General features: G+C 54.4%; 21 protein-coding genes. 15 read left to right on the top strand and 6 right to left on the bottom strand.

What is annotated here, in order from left to right; all coding sequences use genetic code 11:
* The first annotated feature begins 107 nt into the window (after positions 1–107).
* From hcp to ltaE, 4 genes are all read left to right on the top strand, one after another.
* Complete coding sequence (hcp, locus tag LJN55_RS07375) at positions 108–1,760, top strand: hydroxylamine reductase (RefSeq protein ID WP_133841059.1); 1,653 nt, start codon at positions 108–110, stop codon at positions 1,758–1,760.
* A gap of 3 nt (positions 1,761–1,763) precedes the next feature.
* Positions 1,764–2,744, top strand: coding sequence for an NADH oxidoreductase (gene hcr / locus LJN55_RS07370; protein WP_133841060.1), 981 nt, complete (start codon positions 1,764–1,766; stop codon positions 2,742–2,744).
* 131 nt (positions 2,745–2,875) lie between these two features.
* The gene (poxB, locus tag LJN55_RS07365) at positions 2,876–4,597 is read left to right on the top strand and encodes a ubiquinone-dependent pyruvate dehydrogenase (RefSeq protein ID WP_133841061.1); all 1,722 of its coding nucleotides are present in this window, start codon (positions 2,876–2,878) and stop codon (positions 4,595–4,597) included.
* Between the two features lie 65 nt (positions 4,598–4,662).
* The gene (ltaE, locus tag LJN55_RS07360) at positions 4,663–5,667 is read left to right on the top strand and encodes a low-specificity L-threonine aldolase (RefSeq protein ID WP_159338121.1); all 1,005 of its coding nucleotides are present in this window, start codon (positions 4,663–4,665) and stop codon (positions 5,665–5,667) included.
* Between the two features lies 1 nt (position 5,668).
* Here ltaE and LJN55_RS07355 read toward each other — a convergent pair whose 3' ends face one another.
* Together LJN55_RS07355 and LJN55_RS07350 are read right to left on the bottom strand one after the other, a co-directional pair.
* Positions 5,669–6,511 (bottom strand): N-acetylmuramoyl-L-alanine amidase, encoded by an 843-nt coding sequence (locus LJN55_RS07355; protein WP_159338120.1) that lies wholly within the window; start codon positions 6,509–6,511, stop codon positions 5,669–5,671.
* Entirely contained in the window at positions 6,511–6,834 is a 324-nt protein-coding gene (locus LJN55_RS07350) for a heavy metal-binding domain-containing protein (protein ID WP_159338119.1), read from the bottom strand. Before LJN55_RS07350 ends, LJN55_RS07355 begins: the two co-directional genes overlap by 1 nt.
* 100 nt (positions 6,835–6,934) lie before the next feature.
* Between LJN55_RS07350 and LJN55_RS07345 the strand changes: the two genes are divergently transcribed.
* From LJN55_RS07345 to LJN55_RS07310, 8 genes are all read left to right on the top strand, one after another.
* On the top strand, positions 6,935–7,465 hold the full coding sequence (locus tag LJN55_RS07345) for a lipoprotein (RefSeq protein ID WP_159338118.1): 531 nt from the start codon (positions 6,935–6,937) through the stop codon (positions 7,463–7,465).
* Between the two features lie 254 nt (positions 7,466–7,719).
* The gene (locus tag LJN55_RS07340; RefSeq protein WP_227535947.1) at positions 7,720–8,013 is read left to right on the top strand and encodes a type VI secretion system tube protein Hcp; all 294 of its coding nucleotides are present in this window, start codon (positions 7,720–7,722) and stop codon (positions 8,011–8,013) included.
* A gap of 57 nt (positions 8,014–8,070) precedes the next feature.
* The gene (locus tag LJN55_RS07335; RefSeq protein WP_227535946.1) at positions 8,071–8,505 is read left to right on the top strand and encodes a hypothetical protein; all 435 of its coding nucleotides are present in this window, start codon (positions 8,071–8,073) and stop codon (positions 8,503–8,505) included.
* Between the two features lie 271 nt (positions 8,506–8,776).
* A complete protein-coding gene (gene artP / locus LJN55_RS07330) occupies positions 8,777–9,505 on the top strand; it encodes an arginine ABC transporter ATP-binding protein ArtP (protein WP_133841067.1) in 729 nt (242 codons plus the stop codon).
* Positions 9,506–9,520: 15 nt separating this feature from the next.
* Entirely contained in the window at positions 9,521–10,252 is a 732-nt protein-coding gene (artJ, locus tag LJN55_RS07325) for an arginine ABC transporter substrate-binding protein (RefSeq protein WP_159338115.1), read from the top strand.
* Positions 10,253–10,255: 3 nt separating this feature from the next.
* Positions 10,256–10,972: an arginine ABC transporter permease ArtQ gene (gene artQ / locus LJN55_RS07320; RefSeq protein ID WP_133841069.1), complete on the top strand. Its 717-nt coding sequence runs from the start codon at positions 10,256–10,258 to the stop codon at positions 10,970–10,972.
* Complete coding sequence (gene artM, locus LJN55_RS07315; protein WP_133841070.1) at positions 10,972–11,640, top strand: arginine ABC transporter permease ArtM; 669 nt, start codon at positions 10,972–10,974, stop codon at positions 11,638–11,640. Before artQ ends, artM begins: the two co-directional genes overlap by 1 nt.
* Positions 11,641–11,778: 138 nt before the next feature.
* The gene (locus tag LJN55_RS07310; RefSeq protein ID WP_133841071.1) at positions 11,779–12,510 is read left to right on the top strand and encodes an arginine ABC transporter substrate-binding protein; all 732 of its coding nucleotides are present in this window, start codon (positions 11,779–11,781) and stop codon (positions 12,508–12,510) included.
* Positions 12,511–12,639: 129 nt separating this feature from the next.
* Here the strand turns inward: LJN55_RS07310 and rlmC are convergent, their stop codons facing one another.
* Positions 12,640–13,767, bottom strand: a complete 1,128-nt coding sequence (gene rlmC / locus LJN55_RS07305; RefSeq protein WP_133841072.1) for a 23S rRNA (uracil(747)-C(5))-methyltransferase RlmC — start codon at positions 13,765–13,767, stop codon at positions 12,640–12,642.
* Positions 13,768–13,822: 55 nt separating this feature from the next.
* Positions 13,823–14,296, bottom strand: a complete 474-nt coding sequence (locus LJN55_RS07300) for a YbjO family protein (protein WP_227535945.1) — start codon at positions 14,294–14,296, stop codon at positions 13,823–13,825.
* Positions 14,297–14,675: 379 nt separating this feature from the next.
* Here LJN55_RS07300 and LJN55_RS07295 point away from each other — a divergent pair, with 379 nt between their 5' ends.
* The 3 genes from LJN55_RS07295 to LJN55_RS07285 are packed head-to-tail and all read left to right on the top strand — an operon-like array spanning position 14,676 to position 16,938.
* The gene (locus tag LJN55_RS07295) at positions 14,676–15,347 is read left to right on the top strand and encodes a nucleoside recognition domain-containing protein (protein ID WP_133841074.1); all 672 of its coding nucleotides are present in this window, start codon (positions 14,676–14,678) and stop codon (positions 15,345–15,347) included.
* Positions 15,337–15,810, top strand: coding sequence for a YjiG family protein (locus LJN55_RS07290; protein ID WP_133841075.1), 474 nt, complete (start codon positions 15,337–15,339; stop codon positions 15,808–15,810). Before LJN55_RS07295 ends, LJN55_RS07290 begins: the two co-directional genes overlap by 11 nt.
* 24 nt (positions 15,811–15,834) lie before the next feature.
* Positions 15,835–16,938 (top strand): amidohydrolase, encoded by a 1,104-nt coding sequence (locus LJN55_RS07285; RefSeq protein WP_227535944.1) that lies wholly within the window; start codon positions 15,835–15,837, stop codon positions 16,936–16,938.
* A gap of 130 nt (positions 16,939–17,068) precedes the next feature.
* Here LJN55_RS07285 and potI read toward each other — a convergent pair whose 3' ends face one another.
* Both potI and potH read right to left on the bottom strand, forming a co-directional pair.
* Positions 17,069–17,914 (bottom strand): putrescine ABC transporter permease PotI, encoded by an 846-nt coding sequence (potI, locus tag LJN55_RS07280; protein WP_133841077.1) that lies wholly within the window; start codon positions 17,912–17,914, stop codon positions 17,069–17,071.
* Entirely contained in the window at positions 17,911–18,870 is a 960-nt protein-coding gene (potH, locus tag LJN55_RS07275) for a putrescine ABC transporter permease PotH (protein WP_227535943.1), read from the bottom strand. The genes potI and potH overlap by 4 nt, the downstream gene beginning before the upstream one ends.
* Between the last annotated feature and the right edge of the window lie 2 nt (positions 18,871–18,872).

The raw sequence follows: 18,872 nt of genomic DNA, 5'->3' as shown, positions 1-18,872 counted from the left end.
GCGCCAGATCAAACCAGGGCAGGTTAATCTTTACGGCTGCTTGTATCCCGGGCCGTAATCTCATACATAAAGATGTATATTAAATACATCTTATAAAAGGTGAGACCATGTTCTGTATTCAATGTGAGCAAACAATGCGTACTCCGGTCGGCGACGGCTGTGCTTACGCGCAAGGTATGTGCGGTAAAACAGCGGAAACGTCCGATCTACAGGATCTGCTGGTGGCGGTGCTTCAGGGCTTGTCAGCCTGGGCACTTCAGGCACGCAGTCTGGGAATTATCGATCACGAAGTGGATAATTTCGCCCCGCGCGCGTTTTTCTCCACGCTGACTAACGTCAACTTTGATTCCGCGCGTATCGTTGATTATGCGTTTGAAGCGATCGCCCTGCGCGATCGTCTGCAACAGCGCTGCGTGCAGAGAGGGGGTAGCCTGCTTCTCGATCACCCGCTCGCCGCGCTCAACCTGGCAAGCCATGAAATCGCCGGGTTGCAGCAGCAGGCCGCACAGTTTGCACTGAACGAGGGTGGCGCGGATGCCGATACCCTCGGGTTGCGTCTGCTCTGTCTCTATGGACTAAAAGGGGCGGCAGCCTACATGGAGCATGCACACGTCCATAACCGCTTCGATAACGCGATCTATGCTGAGTATCATCAGATCATGGCCTGGCTGGGGACAAACCCTTCTGCCACCAACGATCTGGTGGCCTGCGCCATGCAGATCGGCAAAATGAACTTCACCATTATGGGGATGCTGGATGAAGCGCAAACGACGGTTTATGGCGATCCGCAGCCCGTCACCGTCAATGTCCGCCCGGTGGCCGGCAAGGCGATCCTGATTTCTGGTCACGACCTGAAAGACCTCCAGTTCCTGCTGGAGCAGACCGCCGGAAGAGGCATTAACGTTTTCACCCACGGCGAGATGTTACCTGCCCACGGCTACCCGGAACTCAAAAAATACCCGCATCTGGTGGGTAACTACGGCAGTGGCTGGCAGAACCAGCAAACGGAGTTTGCCCGCTTCCCAGGCCCGATAGTGATGACCTCCAACTGCATTATTGACCCGCTGGTAGGCGATTATCAGCAGCGTATCTGGACACGCAGCATCGTCGGCTGGCCTGGCGTCAATCACCTGGAAGGTGACGATTTCTCTGCCGTCATCGACCAGGCAGAGAGTATGCCGGGCTTCCCCTGGAGTGAAATTCCTCATGAGATCACTGTCGGCTTCGGGCGTAAAGTGCTGCTGGATGCCTGTGACAGTATCATCGACCTGGTAAGCCGCCAGAAACTGCGCCATGTGTTCCTGGTGGGTGGCTGTGATGGCAGCCGTGACCAGCGTAGCTATTACACGGATATGGCGCTGGCGATCCCACAGGACTGCCTGGTGCTGACGCTGGCCTGCGGGAAATACCGCTTCAATAAACTGGAGTTTGGCCATATCGAAGGGTTACCACGCCTGCTGGACGTGGGCCAGTGTAACGACAGCTACGCGGCCATTATGCTGGCGGTCAGACTGGCAGAAAAACTCAACTGCGGCGTCAACGACCTGCCGCTGTCACTGCTGCTTTCGTGGTTTGAACAAAAAGCCATTGTCGTACTGCTCACGCTGTTATCACTGGGGGTAAAAAACATTCGTACCGGCCCAACCTCCCCGGCATTCCTCACCGATAACCTGCTGGCACTGTTGCAAAAAGAGTTCGGTATGATCCCGGTTAGCAGCGTGGAAAACGATCTGGCCACCATCCTCGGCAACGTGGAGTAACTCATGAATTCAACGATACTATGCCCCTGGCGCATGCAGGTTCACCATGTGCAGCAGGAAACCCCCGATGTCTGGACGCTTGCGCTGATTAACCATGACTTCTATCGCTGGCAGGCGGGCCAGTTCGCGCTGGTGAAAATCGGTAACAGCGATGAAATGCGTGCATATACGCTGTCATCCACCCCAGGACAAAGCCCGTTTATCACGCTCACCGTGCGGCAGATCGAACAGGGCAAAGGCTCGGGCTGGTTGACGCGAGATGTTCGCCCGGGAAACGATATTTGGCTGTCCGATCCTCAGGGAGATTTCAGCTGTCAGCGCCATCCCGCCAGCCATTATCTCTTTCTGGCGGCAGGCTGCGGCATCACACCGATGATGTCGATGTGCCGCTGGCTACATGCGCAGCGCCCGGCCTGCAATGTGCAACTACTGTACAGCGTTCGCTCACCGCAGGATGTCATTTTTGCCCATGAACTCAGCGCCATGCAGCCGTGGTTAACGTTGACGATTATCGCTGAAAATAGCGGCACGGAAGCGATGCTATCCGGCCGCCTGGATCGTATGCGCCTGGCCGCACTGGTGCCTGATATGGTTCGGCGTACCGTGATGATCTGCGGACCCGAGGCCTATATGGCGAGCCTGCAACATGATGTGAAGGCACTGGGGGCAAAGACGATTTTCACAGAACAGTTCACCCCGGTAGCCGATGTCGCCAAAGAAGAGACGCAGTTTACCCTGCGCAGCCCGATGCGCTTACAGGCTGACACCTTTCCGTCAGGCTGGTCACTGCTGGCCGCGATGGAACACCATAAACTCCCCGTTGCCGCTGCCTGTCGCTCGGGCGTGTGCGGCTGCTGTAAAACCCGCGTGACGGAAGGCCACTACCAAACCCGCAGCCAGCAGACACTTAGTGACACCGAGATTAGCCAGGGTTACGTACTGGCATGCAGCTGCTATCCAGAAAGCGATATCGTCCTCGCCTGATCTCACGTTTGACTCCCGTGTGAAACCGCTTGTTTCACACGGTATCACCTGCCCGGCGCATCCTAAACTAAGCTTGTAACCGTGAACTTTATCTTCCCGTCAAAGGACATCCCCATCACTGAGGAGAACGCATGAAGCAAACTGTTGCAGCCCTGGTCGCAAAAACACTGGAAAGTGCGGGCGTAAAACGTATCTGGGGCGTCACGGGCGACTCACTGAACGGCTTGAGTGACAGCCTTAATCGTATGGGAACCATTCGCTGGATGCCCACGCGTCACGAAGAAGTGGCGGCGTTTGCCGCTGGCGCTGAAGCTCACCTTACTGGAGAACTGGCGGTCTGTGCCGGATCCTGTGGGCCCGGTAACCTGCATCTCATCAATGGTCTGTTCGACTGTCACCGCAACCACGTGCCGGTATTAGCGATTGCCGCACATATTCCGTCAGCGGAAATCGGCAGCAACTACTTTCAGGAAACCCATCCACAAGAGTTGTTTCGTGAATGCAGCCACTACTGCGAACTGGTCTCTAACCCTGAGCAACTCCCTCAGGTGCTGGGGATTGCCATGCGTAAAGCGATCCTCAATAAAGGCGTTTCCGTGGTGGTGGTACCGGGGGATATTGCTCTCCAGCTGGCCCCGGAAACCGCCAGTGCCGACTGGTATCCTCCGCAGTTACCGCAGGTGCAGCCCGTTGCCGCTGAGCTGGAGAAACTGGCTGCTGCGCTCAATCAGGGCGGCAATATCACCCTGCTGTGCGGCAGCGGCTGTGCAGGCGCGCACAGCGAAGTGTTGGCACTGGCTGAAACCCTGAAAGCCCCGGTGGTGCACGCCCTGCGCGGCAAAGAACATATCGAATACGACAATCCCTACGACGTGGGTATGACCGGATTAATCGGCTTCTCCTCCGGCTACCACGCAATGATGAATGCTGACACGCTGCTGATCCTCGGTAGCCAGTTCCCTTACCGGGCTTTTTATCCGGCCAATGCGAAAATCATTCAGATCGATATCAATCCCGGCAGTCTGGGCAGCCACTGTGCGCTGGATATGGCGCTGGTCGGTGATGTCAAGGCCACGCTCACGGCCTTACTGCCACAGCTCAGTGTGAAAACCGAACGCGGCTTCCTCGATCAGGCGCTGGAGCACTACGCCAAAGCGCGTAAAGAGCTGGATGCGCTGGCCACCGCTAACGATAAACAACCGATCCATCCGCAGTATCTGGCACAGCAGATCAGTCGCTACGCCAGCGAAGATGCGATCTTCACCTGTGATGTCGGCACCCCAACCGTCTGGGCAGCCCGTTATCTGAAAATGAACGGCAAACGCCGCCTGCTTGGATCATTCAGTCACGGTTCAATGGCCAATGCGATGCCGCAGGCCATTGGTGCCCAGGCCATAGATCCTGGCCGTCAAACCATCGCGCTGTGTGGTGACGGAGGATTCAGCATGTTGATGGGCGATTTCCTCTCACTGGCACAGCTAAAGTTGCCGGTCAAAATCGTGGTGTTTAACAACAGCGTATTGGGGTTTGTGGCAATGGAGATGAAGTCTGGCGGCTATCTCACCGACGGCACCGACCTGGAAAACCCCAACTTCGCGGCGATTGCTAACGCCTGCGGAGTGAAAGGCATTCGGGTTGAACAGGCATCGCAACTGGACGACGCCATACAACAGGCGCTGGCACATGATGGCCCGGCACTGATCGACGTGGTCACCGCCAAAGAGGAGCTGGCGATGCCGCCGCAAATCAAACTCGAACAGGCGAAAGGCTTCAGCCTGTATATGCTGCGCGCAATTATTAATGGTCGCGGTGACGAAGTGGTTGATCTGGCAAAAACCAACTGGCTGCGGTAAAAAAGAGTGAAGGCCTTTTCACGGACGCTGCGGCGTCCGTTTTACTGTTGACAGGAGAGTTGAGCGTGATTGACCTGCGTAGTGATACCGTGACCCGCCCCAGCCAGGCGATGCTGAATGCCATGATGTCGGCTGAAACCGGCGATGATGTTTATGGTGATGACCCCACCGTCAATCAACTGGAATCAGAGGCTGCTCGCCTGAGCGGCAAGGCCGCCGCCCTGTTCCTGCCCACAGGTACCCAGGCGAATCTGGTCGCCCTGCTTTGCCACTGTCAGCGTGGTGAAGAGTATATCGTCGGTCAGCTGGCACATAACTACAAATACGAAGCAGGCGGCGCGGCGGTGCTGGGCAGCATACAGCCCCAGCCGATCCTTGCAGCCGCTGACGGATCGTTACCGCTGGATGTGGTGGCGCAGTTTATCAAACCCGATGATGTCCATTTCGCTATCACTCGCCTGTTAAGCCTGGAGAATACCCATAACGGCAAGGTGCTGCCGATTGCCTATCTGCAACAGGCATGGGATTTTACCCGCGAACGTCAACTGGCGCTGCATATCGATGGTGCACGTATTTTCAACGCGGCGGTGGCGCTGGACGTGCCGCTGGAGGCACTTGCACGCTATTGCGATACGCTGACGATCTGCCTGTCTAAAGGGCTGGGAACGCCGGTAGGATCGCTGTTGTGCGGCAGTGAGGAATTTATTCATCGCGCTCGCCGCTGGCGGAAGATGACAGGCGGTGGCATGCGTCAGGCGGGAATTCTGGCCGCCGCCGGGCTGTATGCGCTGGAGCATAACGTCGCCCGCTTAAAAGATGACCACGACAATGCCGCCTGGCTGGCAGAGGCACTGCGTGGCATCGGCGTGGATGTCACCCGTCACGATACCAACATGGTGTTCCTGCGGCTGCCAGAAGCGCAGGTTGCCACGCTGGGGCCGTGGATGCGCGAACGCGGTATTCTCCTCAGCCCCGGACCCGTGACGCGTCTGGTAACCCACCTGGATGCCGACCGTGATGCACTGCAACAGCTGGTCAGCCAGTGGCAGGCATTTTTAGCCGCGCAGTAAATTAGTCAGAACCGTATTTCTCCAGTAACGCAGCGGCAATGGCTTCGGTTTCAGCATCGGCCACGCCGCTGTAATCTGACGGGCGAAAGTGCATTTGAAAGGCGGCGATCAACGCCTGCTGCTGATACGGTTTCATCTGCGGCGTCACCTCATAACCATAACGGGCTAACAGATCCAGCAGGCGGGTTTTATCCACGCGCTGTGTCGGTGGGCGACCCGCCAGCCAGAATGTCACCCTTTCTGCATCAGGCCATGCACCAATACCCTGCCCGGCAAACCACTGCCAGGGAAACAGCGGGCCAGGGTCCTGTTTACGCAACGGAGCAATATCACTGTGCGCCACCACGTCCTGTGGCTGAATACCGTAGCGCTGCACAATGTCACGCACCAGCGGCAACAGTGCATCCATCTGCGACTGTGGGAACGGCTGCCAGACCACAACGCCGCCCTCACGGTGCCAGCCCTGATTCTCCAGCTCAATACCGATGGAGGTATCATTCAGCCGGGTTGCGCCGCGCCAGAAACTCTCCCCGGCATGCCACGCCAGCATCGCCTCCGGCACCAGTCGCCATACCAGCGGCTGACCATCATATTTCGGTGGCGTTGCCGGTAAAAGATAGTGAGCGCTTACCCGACGGTCGGTTAGCGTATTCAGCGAACGCGGGAAGTCCCCGGCCGTATAGTGGATCACCAGTACTTTGACGCGCGGGCGCGCACCGTAAGCTTCCTGCCGGGTATCCACCGTGTATCCCTGATGCGGTTGCAGCCCTTTCGGGGTAATAGAGGTATACAGAAAGACCGCCAGCAGCAGCAACAGCGGGCGAACGATAGACAACGGACGCATCAGTGATGCAGTTTCACTGCGGTGCCACTGACACTGACCATCAGCATACTGCTGTCTTTGCCCACGGTTTCATAATCAATATCGATTCCGACAACGGCATCGGCCCCCAGCGCTTTCGCCTGTGCTTCCAGCTCGCTAAAGGCTATCTGGCGCGCCTTACGCAGTTCTTTCTCATACGCCCCGGAACGGCCGCCGACGATGTCACGGATGCCGGCAAAAAAGTCTTTAAAAATGTTGGCGCCAAGAATCGCCTCGCCGGTGACGACACCGCAATATTCAGTAATGGGCTGGCCTTCCAGCGTTGGCGTTGTGGAAAATTTCATGTCGCTCTCCTTGTTCAGTGTTCACTTCGCTCTTGCAACTATACTCAGCGGCTATAATCAATGATAAAGCACACTCGCTGATAACAATAAGGAAATCAGAATGAAATACCTACCCTTTGCTTCCGTGGTACCCCTTGCGCTGTTACTGAGTGCCTGTACTACCGTAGAACCTGCCTATAAGGACATTGGTACCCGGGTGGGGCCCTGTGCTGATGGCGGCCCGGACAGCGTAGCGCAGCAGTTCTACGATCTGCGTACACAACAACCTTCACCGGGATTGCCGGATGCTCAACTGCTGGCAAAGTACCGCCCGCTACTCAGTGATGCGCTCTATCAGTCTCTGATTAACGCACAGACGAAACCGAATAAAACCGCACTGCTGACGGGAGATATCTTCTCAAGTCAGAGCCAGGGTGCTACGGACGCCAGCGTGGCGGATGCTTCGACTATCCCGAATACCGATGCCCGTAACATCCCGTTGCGCGTCACGCTGAAACGGGGTGATACAAGCTGGCAGGATGAAGTGCTGATGGTTCGTGAGGGCACCTGCTGGTCCGTCAGTGATGTGCGCTATCTGGGCCCTAATCCGCATCTTTCCGGCGGCTCACTCGTCCAACTGCTGCAAAAATAAGTCACGAATACGTGCCGCTGGCTGGCGGCACGATGTTTGACTGACCCATTCTGATTCACTCCCGTCATACCCTTTACTCACACCACGCACGCCTGCCCTAAATAAAAATCATGGATTTACGATTTATATCTGTCGGCGATTGGCCGTACCTTTACTTGCTGTGAATATTTAATTTATTAATCGATTAACTAACGCAATAGTGTTAATTGAACAGCTATCGACTTTATGATTTTCATCAAAAAAAAGGACGCAACATGGCTCATGATACTTTCATTAAATTCAATGGTATTGAGGGTGAGTCTCAGGATCATTTACATAAAGGCGAAATTGATGTCATCCGTTGGGAATGGTCTGTCAGCCAGACCGCCAATATGCACAGGGAGTGGCGGAGGTGCGGGAAATCAACCGTCAAGGATCTCTTTTTCGACCACCACATTGACAAATCCAGCCCCAATCTTCTTCAGTGTTGCCTTAACGATAAGCATATTTCAGAAGTCATACTAACCACTCGTAAAGCGGGTGAGTACGTTAAATATTTCCATGTCTGAGATATACCGCCACCCTGAAATTGGTAGAAAAACTGCTACAGAGGCTAGTACAGCAAAATGGTAAAACCAAATAAAAAACTCAACGTAGCTCTATTTCTCTTCCTCGCTTTTTCTATGCAGACTCAGGGAAGGGTGGTAAGTCACGTTGAAATAAAAGGAATTGGAAAACATGACGAGGGGCGTGAAGATAAAAATGAAATTGAGGCTTGTAAAGTATTCAGACCATCAAAAAATCAAATAATCCGCTTCTTTAATCAGGCGACCGAGTCGAAAGAAAACGGAAACTTACTTCATGAATATCACTCACCCTGCATTTCATTTGGTACGATAAAATTTAAAGACGGCTCAAAAGGTGACTGGCAGATACAGTCCAGTGGACTGGGATTTGTTATTTTTGATAATGGCGAATCAGCCACTTTTTTCCATAAAGGCAATCAATGGACTGATCCCTACGCATGTACCTATGGTCTGGGTGACGATCTGATCTGCTAACCCACCGCTGCCGCTCCGTGATGCGGCAGCACATCTCATTCATTTGCTGACAAAATAAACAACAGATATGTACCGCCCGTCATTGATCCGATCCCGCGCACATAATTGCATAACGGCCCCGATACATTTCAGTGAAAACCGTAACATCGCGCTATCTTGTGCTACTATTTAATCACCCTGCCCGCATAAATAAATTTTAACGCACAATGATTGCATAACTATGCTGTCGACGTTAAGATTCGCGGCATCAATTGCTATTCACTTTTTGCGCATGAGTATTCAACTAAACGGTATTAACTGCTATTACGGTGCCCACCAGGCGCTTTTTGACATTCAGCTGGCTTGCCCTCAGGGTGAGACGCTGGTATTGCTGGGGCCAAGCGGTGCCGGGAAGAGCTCTCTCCTGCGTGTGTTAAACCTGCTGGAGATGCCGCGTTCCGGTACGCTGGAAATCGCTGGCAATCGCTTTGACTTCACAAAACCCCCTGGCGACGTGGCAATACGCGAACTGCGTCAAAACGTCGGTATGGTGTTCCAACAGTATAATCTCTGGCCTCACCTGACTGTCGTTCAGAACCTGATCGAAGCCCCCTGCCGCGTGCTGGGCTTAAGCAAAGCGCAGGCACATGAACGTGCTGCGAAACTGCTCGATCGCCTGCGTCTGACGACCTTTGCCGACCGTTATCCTCTGCACCTGTCCGGTGGCCAGCAGCAGCGCGTAGCCATTGCTCGTGCTCTGATGATGGAACCGGCTGTGCTGCTGTTCGATGAACCCACCGCTGCACTGGACCCGGAAATCACCGCCCAGATCGTCAGCATCATTCGTGAACTGGCGCAGACCAATATCACCCAGGTGATCGTCACCCATGAAGTGGAAGTGGCGCGTAAAACGGCCAGCCGCGTGGTGTATATGGAAAATGGCTATATTGTCGAACAGGGTGATGCCAGCCGCTTTACACAGCCGCAAACCGAGGCGTTTGCCCATTATCTTTCGCATTAATTGCAGGACATAACGATGAAAAAAATTGTCATTGCCGCACTGTTAGCCGGTTTCAGCCTGAGCGCCAGCGCCACTCAAACCCTTCGTTTTGCTACTGAGGCGTCTTACCCTCCTTTCGAATTCGTGGATTCTGATAATAAGATCCAGGGGTTTGATGTCGATCTGGCCAACGCGCTGTGCCGCGAAATCGGTGCCGAATGTACCTTCACCAACCAGGCGTTCGACAGCCTGATCCCCAGTCTGAAATTCCGTCGTTTTGATGCAGTGATGGCCGGTATGGATATCACGCCTGAGCGTGAAAAACAGGTCCTGTTCACCAAAGCCTATTACGACAACTCTGCGCTGTTTATTATCCAGAAAGATAAAGTCAGCAGCGTAGATGCACTGAAAGGCAAACGCGTGGGTGTGCAGAACGGCACCACACACCAGAAATACCTGAGCGAAAAGCTGCCTGCTATTAACGTTGTGCCATACGACAGCTATCAGAACGCGATCCTCGACCTGAAAAATGGCCGTATCGATGCGGTATTTGGTGATACAGCGGTGGTCAACGAATGGCTGAAACAGAACCCAAATCTTACGCCAATGGGCGAGAAAGTGACGGATAAAGCCTACTTCGGCACCGGCCTCGGCATTGCCGTGCGTCAGGGTAATACCGAGCTTCAGAGCAAATTCGACGCGGCGCTGGACAAGGTGAAAGCCAACGGCACCTATAAGACTATCTACAGCAAGTGGTTTCAGCAGTAATTAATGAGCGAACTTTATACTCTCGCCAGCGCCGCCGGGATGACCGTCGGCCTGGCCGTTTGTGCACTGATTGCCGGTTTAATACTGGCGATGATTTTCGCCGTCTGGGAATCTGCGCGCTGGCGTCCCCTCGCCTGGCTGGGAACCGGACTGGTCACGCTGTTTCGCGGCCTGCCGGAAATCCTTGTGGTGCTGTTTATCTACTTCGGTGCCTCACAGCTGCTGCTGACGCTGTCGGACGGCTTCACCGTTAACCTGGGGTTCGTTCAAATCCCGGTTCAGGTCGCCATTGAGAATTTTGACGTCAGCCCGTTTCTTTGCGGGGTGATTGCGCTGGCTATCCTCTACTCCTCTTATGCATCACAAACCCTGCGCGGTGCGCTGAAAGCCGTACCGTCAGGCCAGTGGGAGTCAGGACAAGCGCTGGGAATGAAGAAGACCGCTATCTTCTTCCGCCTGATTATGCCGCAGATGTGGCGCCATGCGCTGCCCGGCCTCGGCAATCAGTGGTTAGTGCTGTTGAAAGATACCGCGCTGGTCTCCCTGATTAGCGTTAACGATATTATGTTGCAGACCAAAAGCATCGCGACCCGCACCCAGGAACCTTTTACCTGGTACGTTATCGCGGCGGGGATTTACCTGCTGATCACCCTGTTCAGCCAATTCGTCCTGAAACGCATTGAACTGCGCACCACACGCTTTGAGCGGGGAGACTGCTGATGTTGAGTTATTTCCCTGAACTGCTGAAAGGTTTGAATACCAGCCTGATGCTCACCGTAGCGTCACTGCTGCTGGCGTTGATTCTGGCCCTGGTGTTTACCGTGATCCTGGCGTTAAAAGTCCCGGTTCTGAACCAGATGACTCGCGCCTATATCACCCTGTTTACCGGCACCCCACTGCTGGTGCAGATCTTCCTGATCTACTACGGACCAGGACAGTTCCCGGCGATCCAGAATATTCACTGGTTATGGAGCCTGCTTTCACAACCCTGGTTGTGTGCGCTGCTGGCCCTGTCACTGAACAGCGCGGCCTATACCACACTGCTGTTCCACGGCGCGGTGCGTGCTATTCCTGCCGGGCAATGGCAGTCCTGTGCGGCGCTGGGCATGAACCGCCGCGATCAACTGCGAATTTTGCTGCCGTATGCATTCAAACGTGCGCTCTCCTCATACTCCAATGAGGTGGTGCTGGTGTTTAAAAGTACCTCGCTGGCCTACACCATTACGCTGATGGAAGTCATGGGTCACGGGCAAATGCTTTACGGACGCACCTACGATGTCAGCGTGTTTGCCGCCGCCGGGGTGATTTATCTGTGCGTAAACGGATTACTCACCCTGATAATGCGCATGATTGAGCGCCGGGCACTGGCGTTCGAACAGCGGAATTGATGCTTACCGATGCCCGATCCGCACCCGCGCCTCGGGCATTCATGAAAAAAAAGCCTTCGTAGCTCTTTAATCAACGGATAACGAACAGCTTCTGTCGTCGATACTGGTCAGGACAATGAGACCTAAAGGAATTAATAGATGAAAAAACTCGTTCTGGCAGCCTTGCTGGCCAGCGTTGCCTTAGGAACGCAGGCTGCAGACAAGATTCGTTTTGCCTCCTCCGCGACCTACCCTCCCTTTGAATCCCTGAACAGCGATAACCAGATTGTCGGCTTCGATATCGATCTGGCGAAAGCACTGTGCAAACAGATGCAGGCGGAGTGCAGCTTCACCAATAATCCCTTTGACAGTCTGGTTCCTGCGCTGAAGTTCCGCCGCTACGATGCCGTGATTTCCGGTATGGATATCACTGAAGAGCGCCAGAAACAGGTCAGCTTTACTCAACCTTACTACGCCAACTCAGCGATTATTATTGCGCAGAAAGGCAAGTTCACCAGCCTGGATCAGCTGAAGGGTAAACGTGTAGGTATTGAGAACGGCACCACTCACCAGAAGTACCTGCATGATAAGCAGCCGGACATCACGGCGGTGGCCTATGACAGCTACCAGAACGCGATCCTCGACCTGAAAAATAATCGCCTGGATGGCATTTTGGGTGACACCGCAGTGGTCGGCGCCTGGCTTAAGACCAACCCTAATCTCAGCGCCGTCGGCGAGCATATTACGGACAGCAGTTATTTCGGCACGGGTCTGGGTATTGCGGTACGTAAAGATAATGATGCGCTGCTGAAGAAGCTGGACACCGCGCTGGCTGCACTGAAAGCTGACGGAACGATTGATAAACTCAATAAGCAGTGGTTCCCCGAGTAATTTTCGGCATCAGGGCGCGGCATGCCACGCCCCTACCCACATTCTGACGTCATCGTAAGGCATCAGGGCGCGGCATGCCACGCCCCATATAGTGGTATCATCGTAGGGGTCGGGCATGCCCGACCCGCTTTACACCCGCTGCAACAGCGTCAACACTTCGTAATGCGCGGTGTGCGGAAACATATCAAAGATCTGAACTTTGATGATGCGATAGGCTTTCAGGCGTCCGATATCGGTGGCCATCGTTTCGGCATTACAGCTGGAATAGAGTATCCAAGGCGGTGCCATTTTTTCCAGATACGCGCAAAGCCCGGCACCAATTCCGCGGCGCGGTGGATTGACCAGCACCAGCTCCGGCACGCTGCCCTCTCCGGTGGCAAAAGCGGTGGAGTCCAGTGCTGCAAAGCTCACTTGTTTCAGTCCCATCTGTTCCGCAGACCGCTGCGCACAGGCAATCGCCTCCTGGCTGATCTCGATCCCCGTCAACTGCATCTCGGGCGTCGCACAATGCAGACCAAAACCACCCACACCGCAGAACAGATCCCACATAGCACTCACCTGCAATTCTCTGACCCAGACTCGCGCAGTGGCATACAGTTCGGCCGCCACCCGTGGATTGGTCTGAAAAAAGCTTTTCGGCAGTACTGACAGCGGCACGTCGTTGAGTTGTTCGGCAAGGACCTGATTATCCGTTAATGGAATCTCTTCCTCCCCCTCCATAATCGCCATCGCCACAGGTTGAATATTGGCAGAAATCACCGCCAATTGAGGCAATGCGCGCTGAAGCTCGGGCAGTGCGGCGCGCAGCTGCGCCAGTTTGGTGGTTGAGCGCAGAACAAAACGTAGCATCAGTTGCCCGTTATGCCGGCTTTCGGTCAACAGGATATATTTCAGTTCACCTCGCCTGCGTGCCACGTTATAGGGCGTCAGCCCGGCACGGGCAATAAACGGGCGTAGTTCAGCAAACACGCTGGCAAAACTGTCAGGATAGAGCGGACAGTCGCTCAGATCGACTGGCGTACCATCACGATGCAACATACCCAGCAGAGGGCGTTCGACGCTGCCGCTGACCACCATTTTGGCTTTATTGCGGAATTTTTGTAGCGGAGAGAGCGCAGGCGGCAACCACTGACCAACCGGAAAACATGCCAACAATTGCTGTAAATGTGACTGTTTTTGAGAAACTTGCCGGGAGTAAGGTGTCTCCAGCCACTGGCAGGAACGGCAACGGCCGGCGTCATAAAGCGCGCAATGCATGATGGAAGCCTGATCTGGGAAGCGAAATGCAGTCGGACAGTATAGCAGTGGAGGATTAACGATAAAACCGTCGGCTACTTTGCGGCACAAAAAGCAGCAACAACACCAGGATATCGGGAAGCTTTTGTACCAGGAGAGAGGGAACGACCTGACTATCATTATCGCTATTAATGCTGAAAATCTCCGGATAGACCCAGCCCATAGACGCCACAAACATATAGATCAGCACCAGCACCTGAGCTGCCAGGAAACCCCAGCGCCCCCAGCTGTGCCCGCGCATCAGGGCAATGGCACAGCGCAGCTCGATAAAGAAGATCAGCTGGCTGGCAATAAAGATCAGCGTTGAATCCCAGGCCTGTGCACTGCGATGCACAAAGTTCATCAGCTCCATCAACCCCAGCTCGTTAGCGAGCAGCAATACGCCGAGGCAGCGGGTAGCAATAATGGTGATACCCGCAATCCATACGGGCACCGGAATGCTTGCCGCGCCGCTGAACAGCGTTTTGCTCTCTCTTATCACTTCAGACATTTCTTCCCTCCTGCTGCTGCCACGCCCTGTGATGGTGCAACTGATCCATCATGGTGTCTTACGGTTGCACTCACAAGAATATTCCCACTGAGAAAAGAAAAAAAGTGTCTTTTATTTCATCGTTGAAAATAAATAATCGGTTTTTCACTTTTATCTTATAGCGAAATTAACCCGCCCTGCCTCAGTTCATTCCGTAAGATTAATGATATGAATGCATTCTGGCACGATATCTGCAATCCGAACCCGGTGGTTCGATCGTTATCGGCAGCAACCACATTATTTTTAGTCCAGGTCGGTCAATAATTCCACTATATGGAACGAAAAATCCGCTATGGGCTATTTGCATAACCTTTGATGAATACCGGGGAGTAGGAACCAGATGTCTGAAGATAAAATAACCCTGTCGGGTGAAAAGTGGTCAGTCGGCAAAGGGGCATGGCTGGCATTAATATTAGCCATACTGTTTTTTTCCGGCCTGCTGTTTAACGTCGACGGCATGGCATGGCTGGGTGCATTTGATTTCACCACACTGGGTGGCAGTTTCGGCACCATGAAAGATCCGGCCCATAATACCTTTGTCGGTGCGGGCGGACTCAGTGCCAAAGCCGGCTTCCTGTTTGCATTGTCGCTGGTGCCAACCGTGATGCTGGCGCTGGGGCTACTGGAGATCTTCACTCATTACGGCGCCATTCGCGCGGCCCATAAATTGCTGACGCCACTGTTACGTCCCCTGTTAGGTATTCCAGGACGCACAGGGCTGGCCTTAATTACCGATTTACAAAGCACCGATGCAGGTGCGGCATTAACGAAAGAGCTGTACGACAACAAACAGGTGACGAAAAAAGATGTAGTGATCATGGCGGCCTGGCAATATTCCGGCGCCGGGCTGATTAATAACTACTTCTCTATCGGGTCGGCGTTATTTGCTTCGCTGGCCACACCGGTACTGGTCCCGCTGGTGCTGATGTTCGTACTGAAATTTGTTGGCGGCGCTTTTGTCCGTCTGATGCTGAATACCGTTTACAAGCGAGATTTCCAACATGCAGAATAACCCTCAGGTTAGCGTTTCTAATAATCCCTTCGATATCTTTGTGATTGGTGCACGTAAAGGCTTTCATATTGCCATTCATAATTTAATGCCGAACGTGGTGATGGCTTATGTCATTGCTGAAGTGCTGAACCTGCTCGGCGTGATGAAACTGATTGGTACCGTTTTCGCGCCCGTCATGGGGCTGTTCGGCCTGCCCGGTGAAGCGGTTACCGTACTGCTGACCGCCTGGCTCTCCTCCTCTGCCGGAACCGGCGTTGCTATCAGCCTGCTGGCGAAAGGCGTGCTGACCGGGGGAGATATCACTATTCTGGCCCCGGCGATCTTTTTAATGGGTTCTCAGTTACAGTATATGGGCCGCCTGCTCGGTGTTTCCGACGTGCCGAAAAAATACTGGCCGCTGTTAATGCTGACCAGCATTATGAACTCGGTCATCGCGATGCTGGTGATGCGAGTCATTGCGTAACAGAAGCTGAATGGAGTGTATAACGTGTCAAAAGTGTTAGAACATTACCACTACCTGCACGAAATCCCGGAGTTGGGTTTCCAGGAGTTTAAGACCTCGGCCTACATCAGCCAGCAGCTTAAAGCCGCCGGTTATGAGGTTCAGGATCATTTTAATGCCACCACCGGCATTGTCGCTGTGCTGGACAGCGGTGTTCCAGGCCCGACTCTGGCACTGCGTGCCGATATGGATGCGCTGGGGCATATCATCAACGGCATTCCCTGCGCCCGCCATACCTGCGGCCACGACGGTCATTCTTCAGTGGTGCTCACCGCCGCCCAGGAACTGATCGCCGAGCAGGCGATTAAAAAAGGTCGCCTGAAACTGATTTTCCAGCCTGCTGAAGAACTGGGAACCGGCGCGCTGGCGATGATCGACGGCGGGGCAATTGATGATGTCGATATGATCCTCGGTTTCCACGTCCGTCCGGCGGAAGAGTGCGCGGTTGGCACAGCGATCCCTGCCGTGTATTACTCAGCCTGTGTGACCGTTGAAGCCATTATCCGCGGCCAGACCGCGCACGGCGCTCGCCCACACCTTGGCGTCAATGCGCTGGATGCTGGCGTTAGCGCAGTGCAGGCAGTAAATGCGATTCATATGGCACCGAACAGCGTGTGGAGCGTTAAAGCCACGCGTTTCCTCTGCGATGCAGGCGTGACTAACTCGATCCCGGATGAAGCACGCGTGGTGTTCGATCTTCGGGCCGCAAAGAACGAGGATATGATCGAACTGCAACATCGTGTGCAGCGTGCCATTGAGCACAGCGTTGCCGCCTTTGGCGCGCAGGCTGAAGTGCAGGTACGGAAAGCCATGCCCGCAGCCGAAATTGATGATGAGATGAGTGCGCTGATCTCCGGCGCGATTGTCGAGGTATTGGGTCAGGACGCTTTACTTGAACCGCGCTCCACGCCGGGCAGTGAAGATTTCTTCCACTATCCGGTGCAGCGTCCTTCAGTGAAGGCCGGTTTCTGGGGCCTGGGCACCGGGTTAGTTCCTGGATTGCACCATCCGGATATGCATTTTGATCTGAATTCATTGCCGGTGGGGATTAAGATTTTCAAAGCCTGTGTGAAGAAGGTGCTTGGGTGATTGATCGCCAAGGAACCTCGTAGAGATAACGGGACGACCTTTTTCCGGTCGTCCCGTTTTCATTGCGGCATAACGTCGCAGGCTGGAAGAAACAGAAGGTCAGCCACGACAGGTCTTGCTTAAACGCGGATTAATGCCCGGCGCGCGCCCTCTGAATGTCTTTCAGGCGCTGCTTCTCTTTACTGGCCATCAAACGCCAGGCAATAAAGCCAACAATCCCCACCACCAGCAGAATCAAGGTTGCCAGCGCGTTAATCTCGGGGTTAATCCCACGGCGCACGGTGGCAAATATCTGCATCGGTAACGTATTAGCACCTGGCCCGGTGACGAAGTTGGAGATCACCAGATCGTCAAGCGACAGGGTAAATGCCAGCAGCCAGCCGGTGACAATGGCAGGCGCAATCATCGGAACCGTGATCACAAAAAACACCTTCAGTGGCGTCGCCCCCAGATCCATCGCCGCCTCTTCAATCGAGCGATCCAGCTCACGCAGACGCGAGTTAATCACCACCGCCACATAGGCGGTGCAGAAGGTGACGTGGGCCAGCCAGATCGTCAGCATCCCGCGCTCAGCAGGCCAGCCGAACGCATTCGCCATGGCCACAAACAACAGCAGCAGCGAAAGCCCGGTGATCACGTCCGGCATGACCAGCGGTGCCGTCAGGATAAAGGCAAAGCCAGTGGAGCCTTTAAAGCGGCCGAAGCGCACAATCACCATCGCAGCGATAGTCCCGAGGATCACCGCTGCCGTCGCCGACAGCCCGGCAAGGGACAGGCTAAGCGTTACCGCACGGATCATGGCATCGTCGTTAAACAGTACCTGATACCAGCGCAGCGAGAAGCCCTCCCATGCCGCCAGTTGCGATGAGTTAAACGAATAAATCACCAGCAACAGCATTGGTGCGTACAGGAAGAAGAAACAGACGGCAAGGATAGCCGTGCGCCACTTTGAGCGAATAACCGGTAGCTGACTCACGCTTTATCCCCCTCTTTATTCTGATGTTTATGGAACAAGATAATCGGCAGGATCAGGATCAACAGAATAATCACCGCCAGGGCCGATGCGACAGGCCAGTCACGGTTGTTAAAGAACTCCATCCACACCACGCGCCCGATCATAATGCTGTCCGGGCCCCCCAGCAGTTCCGGGATCACGTACTCCCCTACCGCCGGAATAAACACCAGCATCGACCCGGCGATAATGCCGCCTTTGGTCAGCGGCACAATCACACTGAAGAAGGTTCTTATCGGACGTGCGCCGAGATCGAGCGAGGCTTCCACCAGCGAGTAATCAATACGTGTCAGCGCGGTGTAAATCGGCAGCACCATAAACGGCAGATAGCAGTAAACAATACCGATATACACCGCCAGGTCGGTATAAAGAATGGTGATCGGATGATCGATCACCCCCGTCCACATCAGGAATCGATTCAGAATACCGTTATTATTGAGGATGCCCATCCACGCATAAACGCGCACCAGGAACGAGGTCCAGGACGGCAGGATCACCAGCAACAGCAGGATATTGCGCGTAGAAGGTGAAGCATGTGCCACCGCCCATGCCAGCGGATAACCAATCGCTAAACAGATCAGCGTGGCAATCCCCGCCACCTGCAATGAATGCAGGTAGGCATCGATATACAGCGGGTCCTCAGTCAGCATCAGGTAGTTGCCGAAGTTCAGCGCCATGTTCAACTGGCCGTCCGCCCAGCTTAACAGCTCGGTATAGGGCGGGCTTGAACGGGCGATATCGGCAAAACTGATCTTCAGAACAATCAGAAACGGCAGCAGAAACAGCAGCGACAGCCAGAGGTAAGGCAGTCCAATCACCAGCTTACGGCCGTGCGCCATCGACAGGCGCGTCAACAGGCCTTTAATGCCGGTTTGCTGGCCGCTTGGCGGCTCGGGAGGGCGTTCAGAAAATTGGCTCATGA

This window comes from Erwinia rhapontici, assembly GCF_020683125.1.
GTDB lineage: Bacteria > Pseudomonadota > Gammaproteobacteria > Enterobacterales > Enterobacteriaceae > Erwinia > Erwinia rhapontici.
The sequence above is the reverse complement of the archived record's forward strand: the minus strand, read 5'-3'. Positions and strand labels throughout refer to the sequence as shown.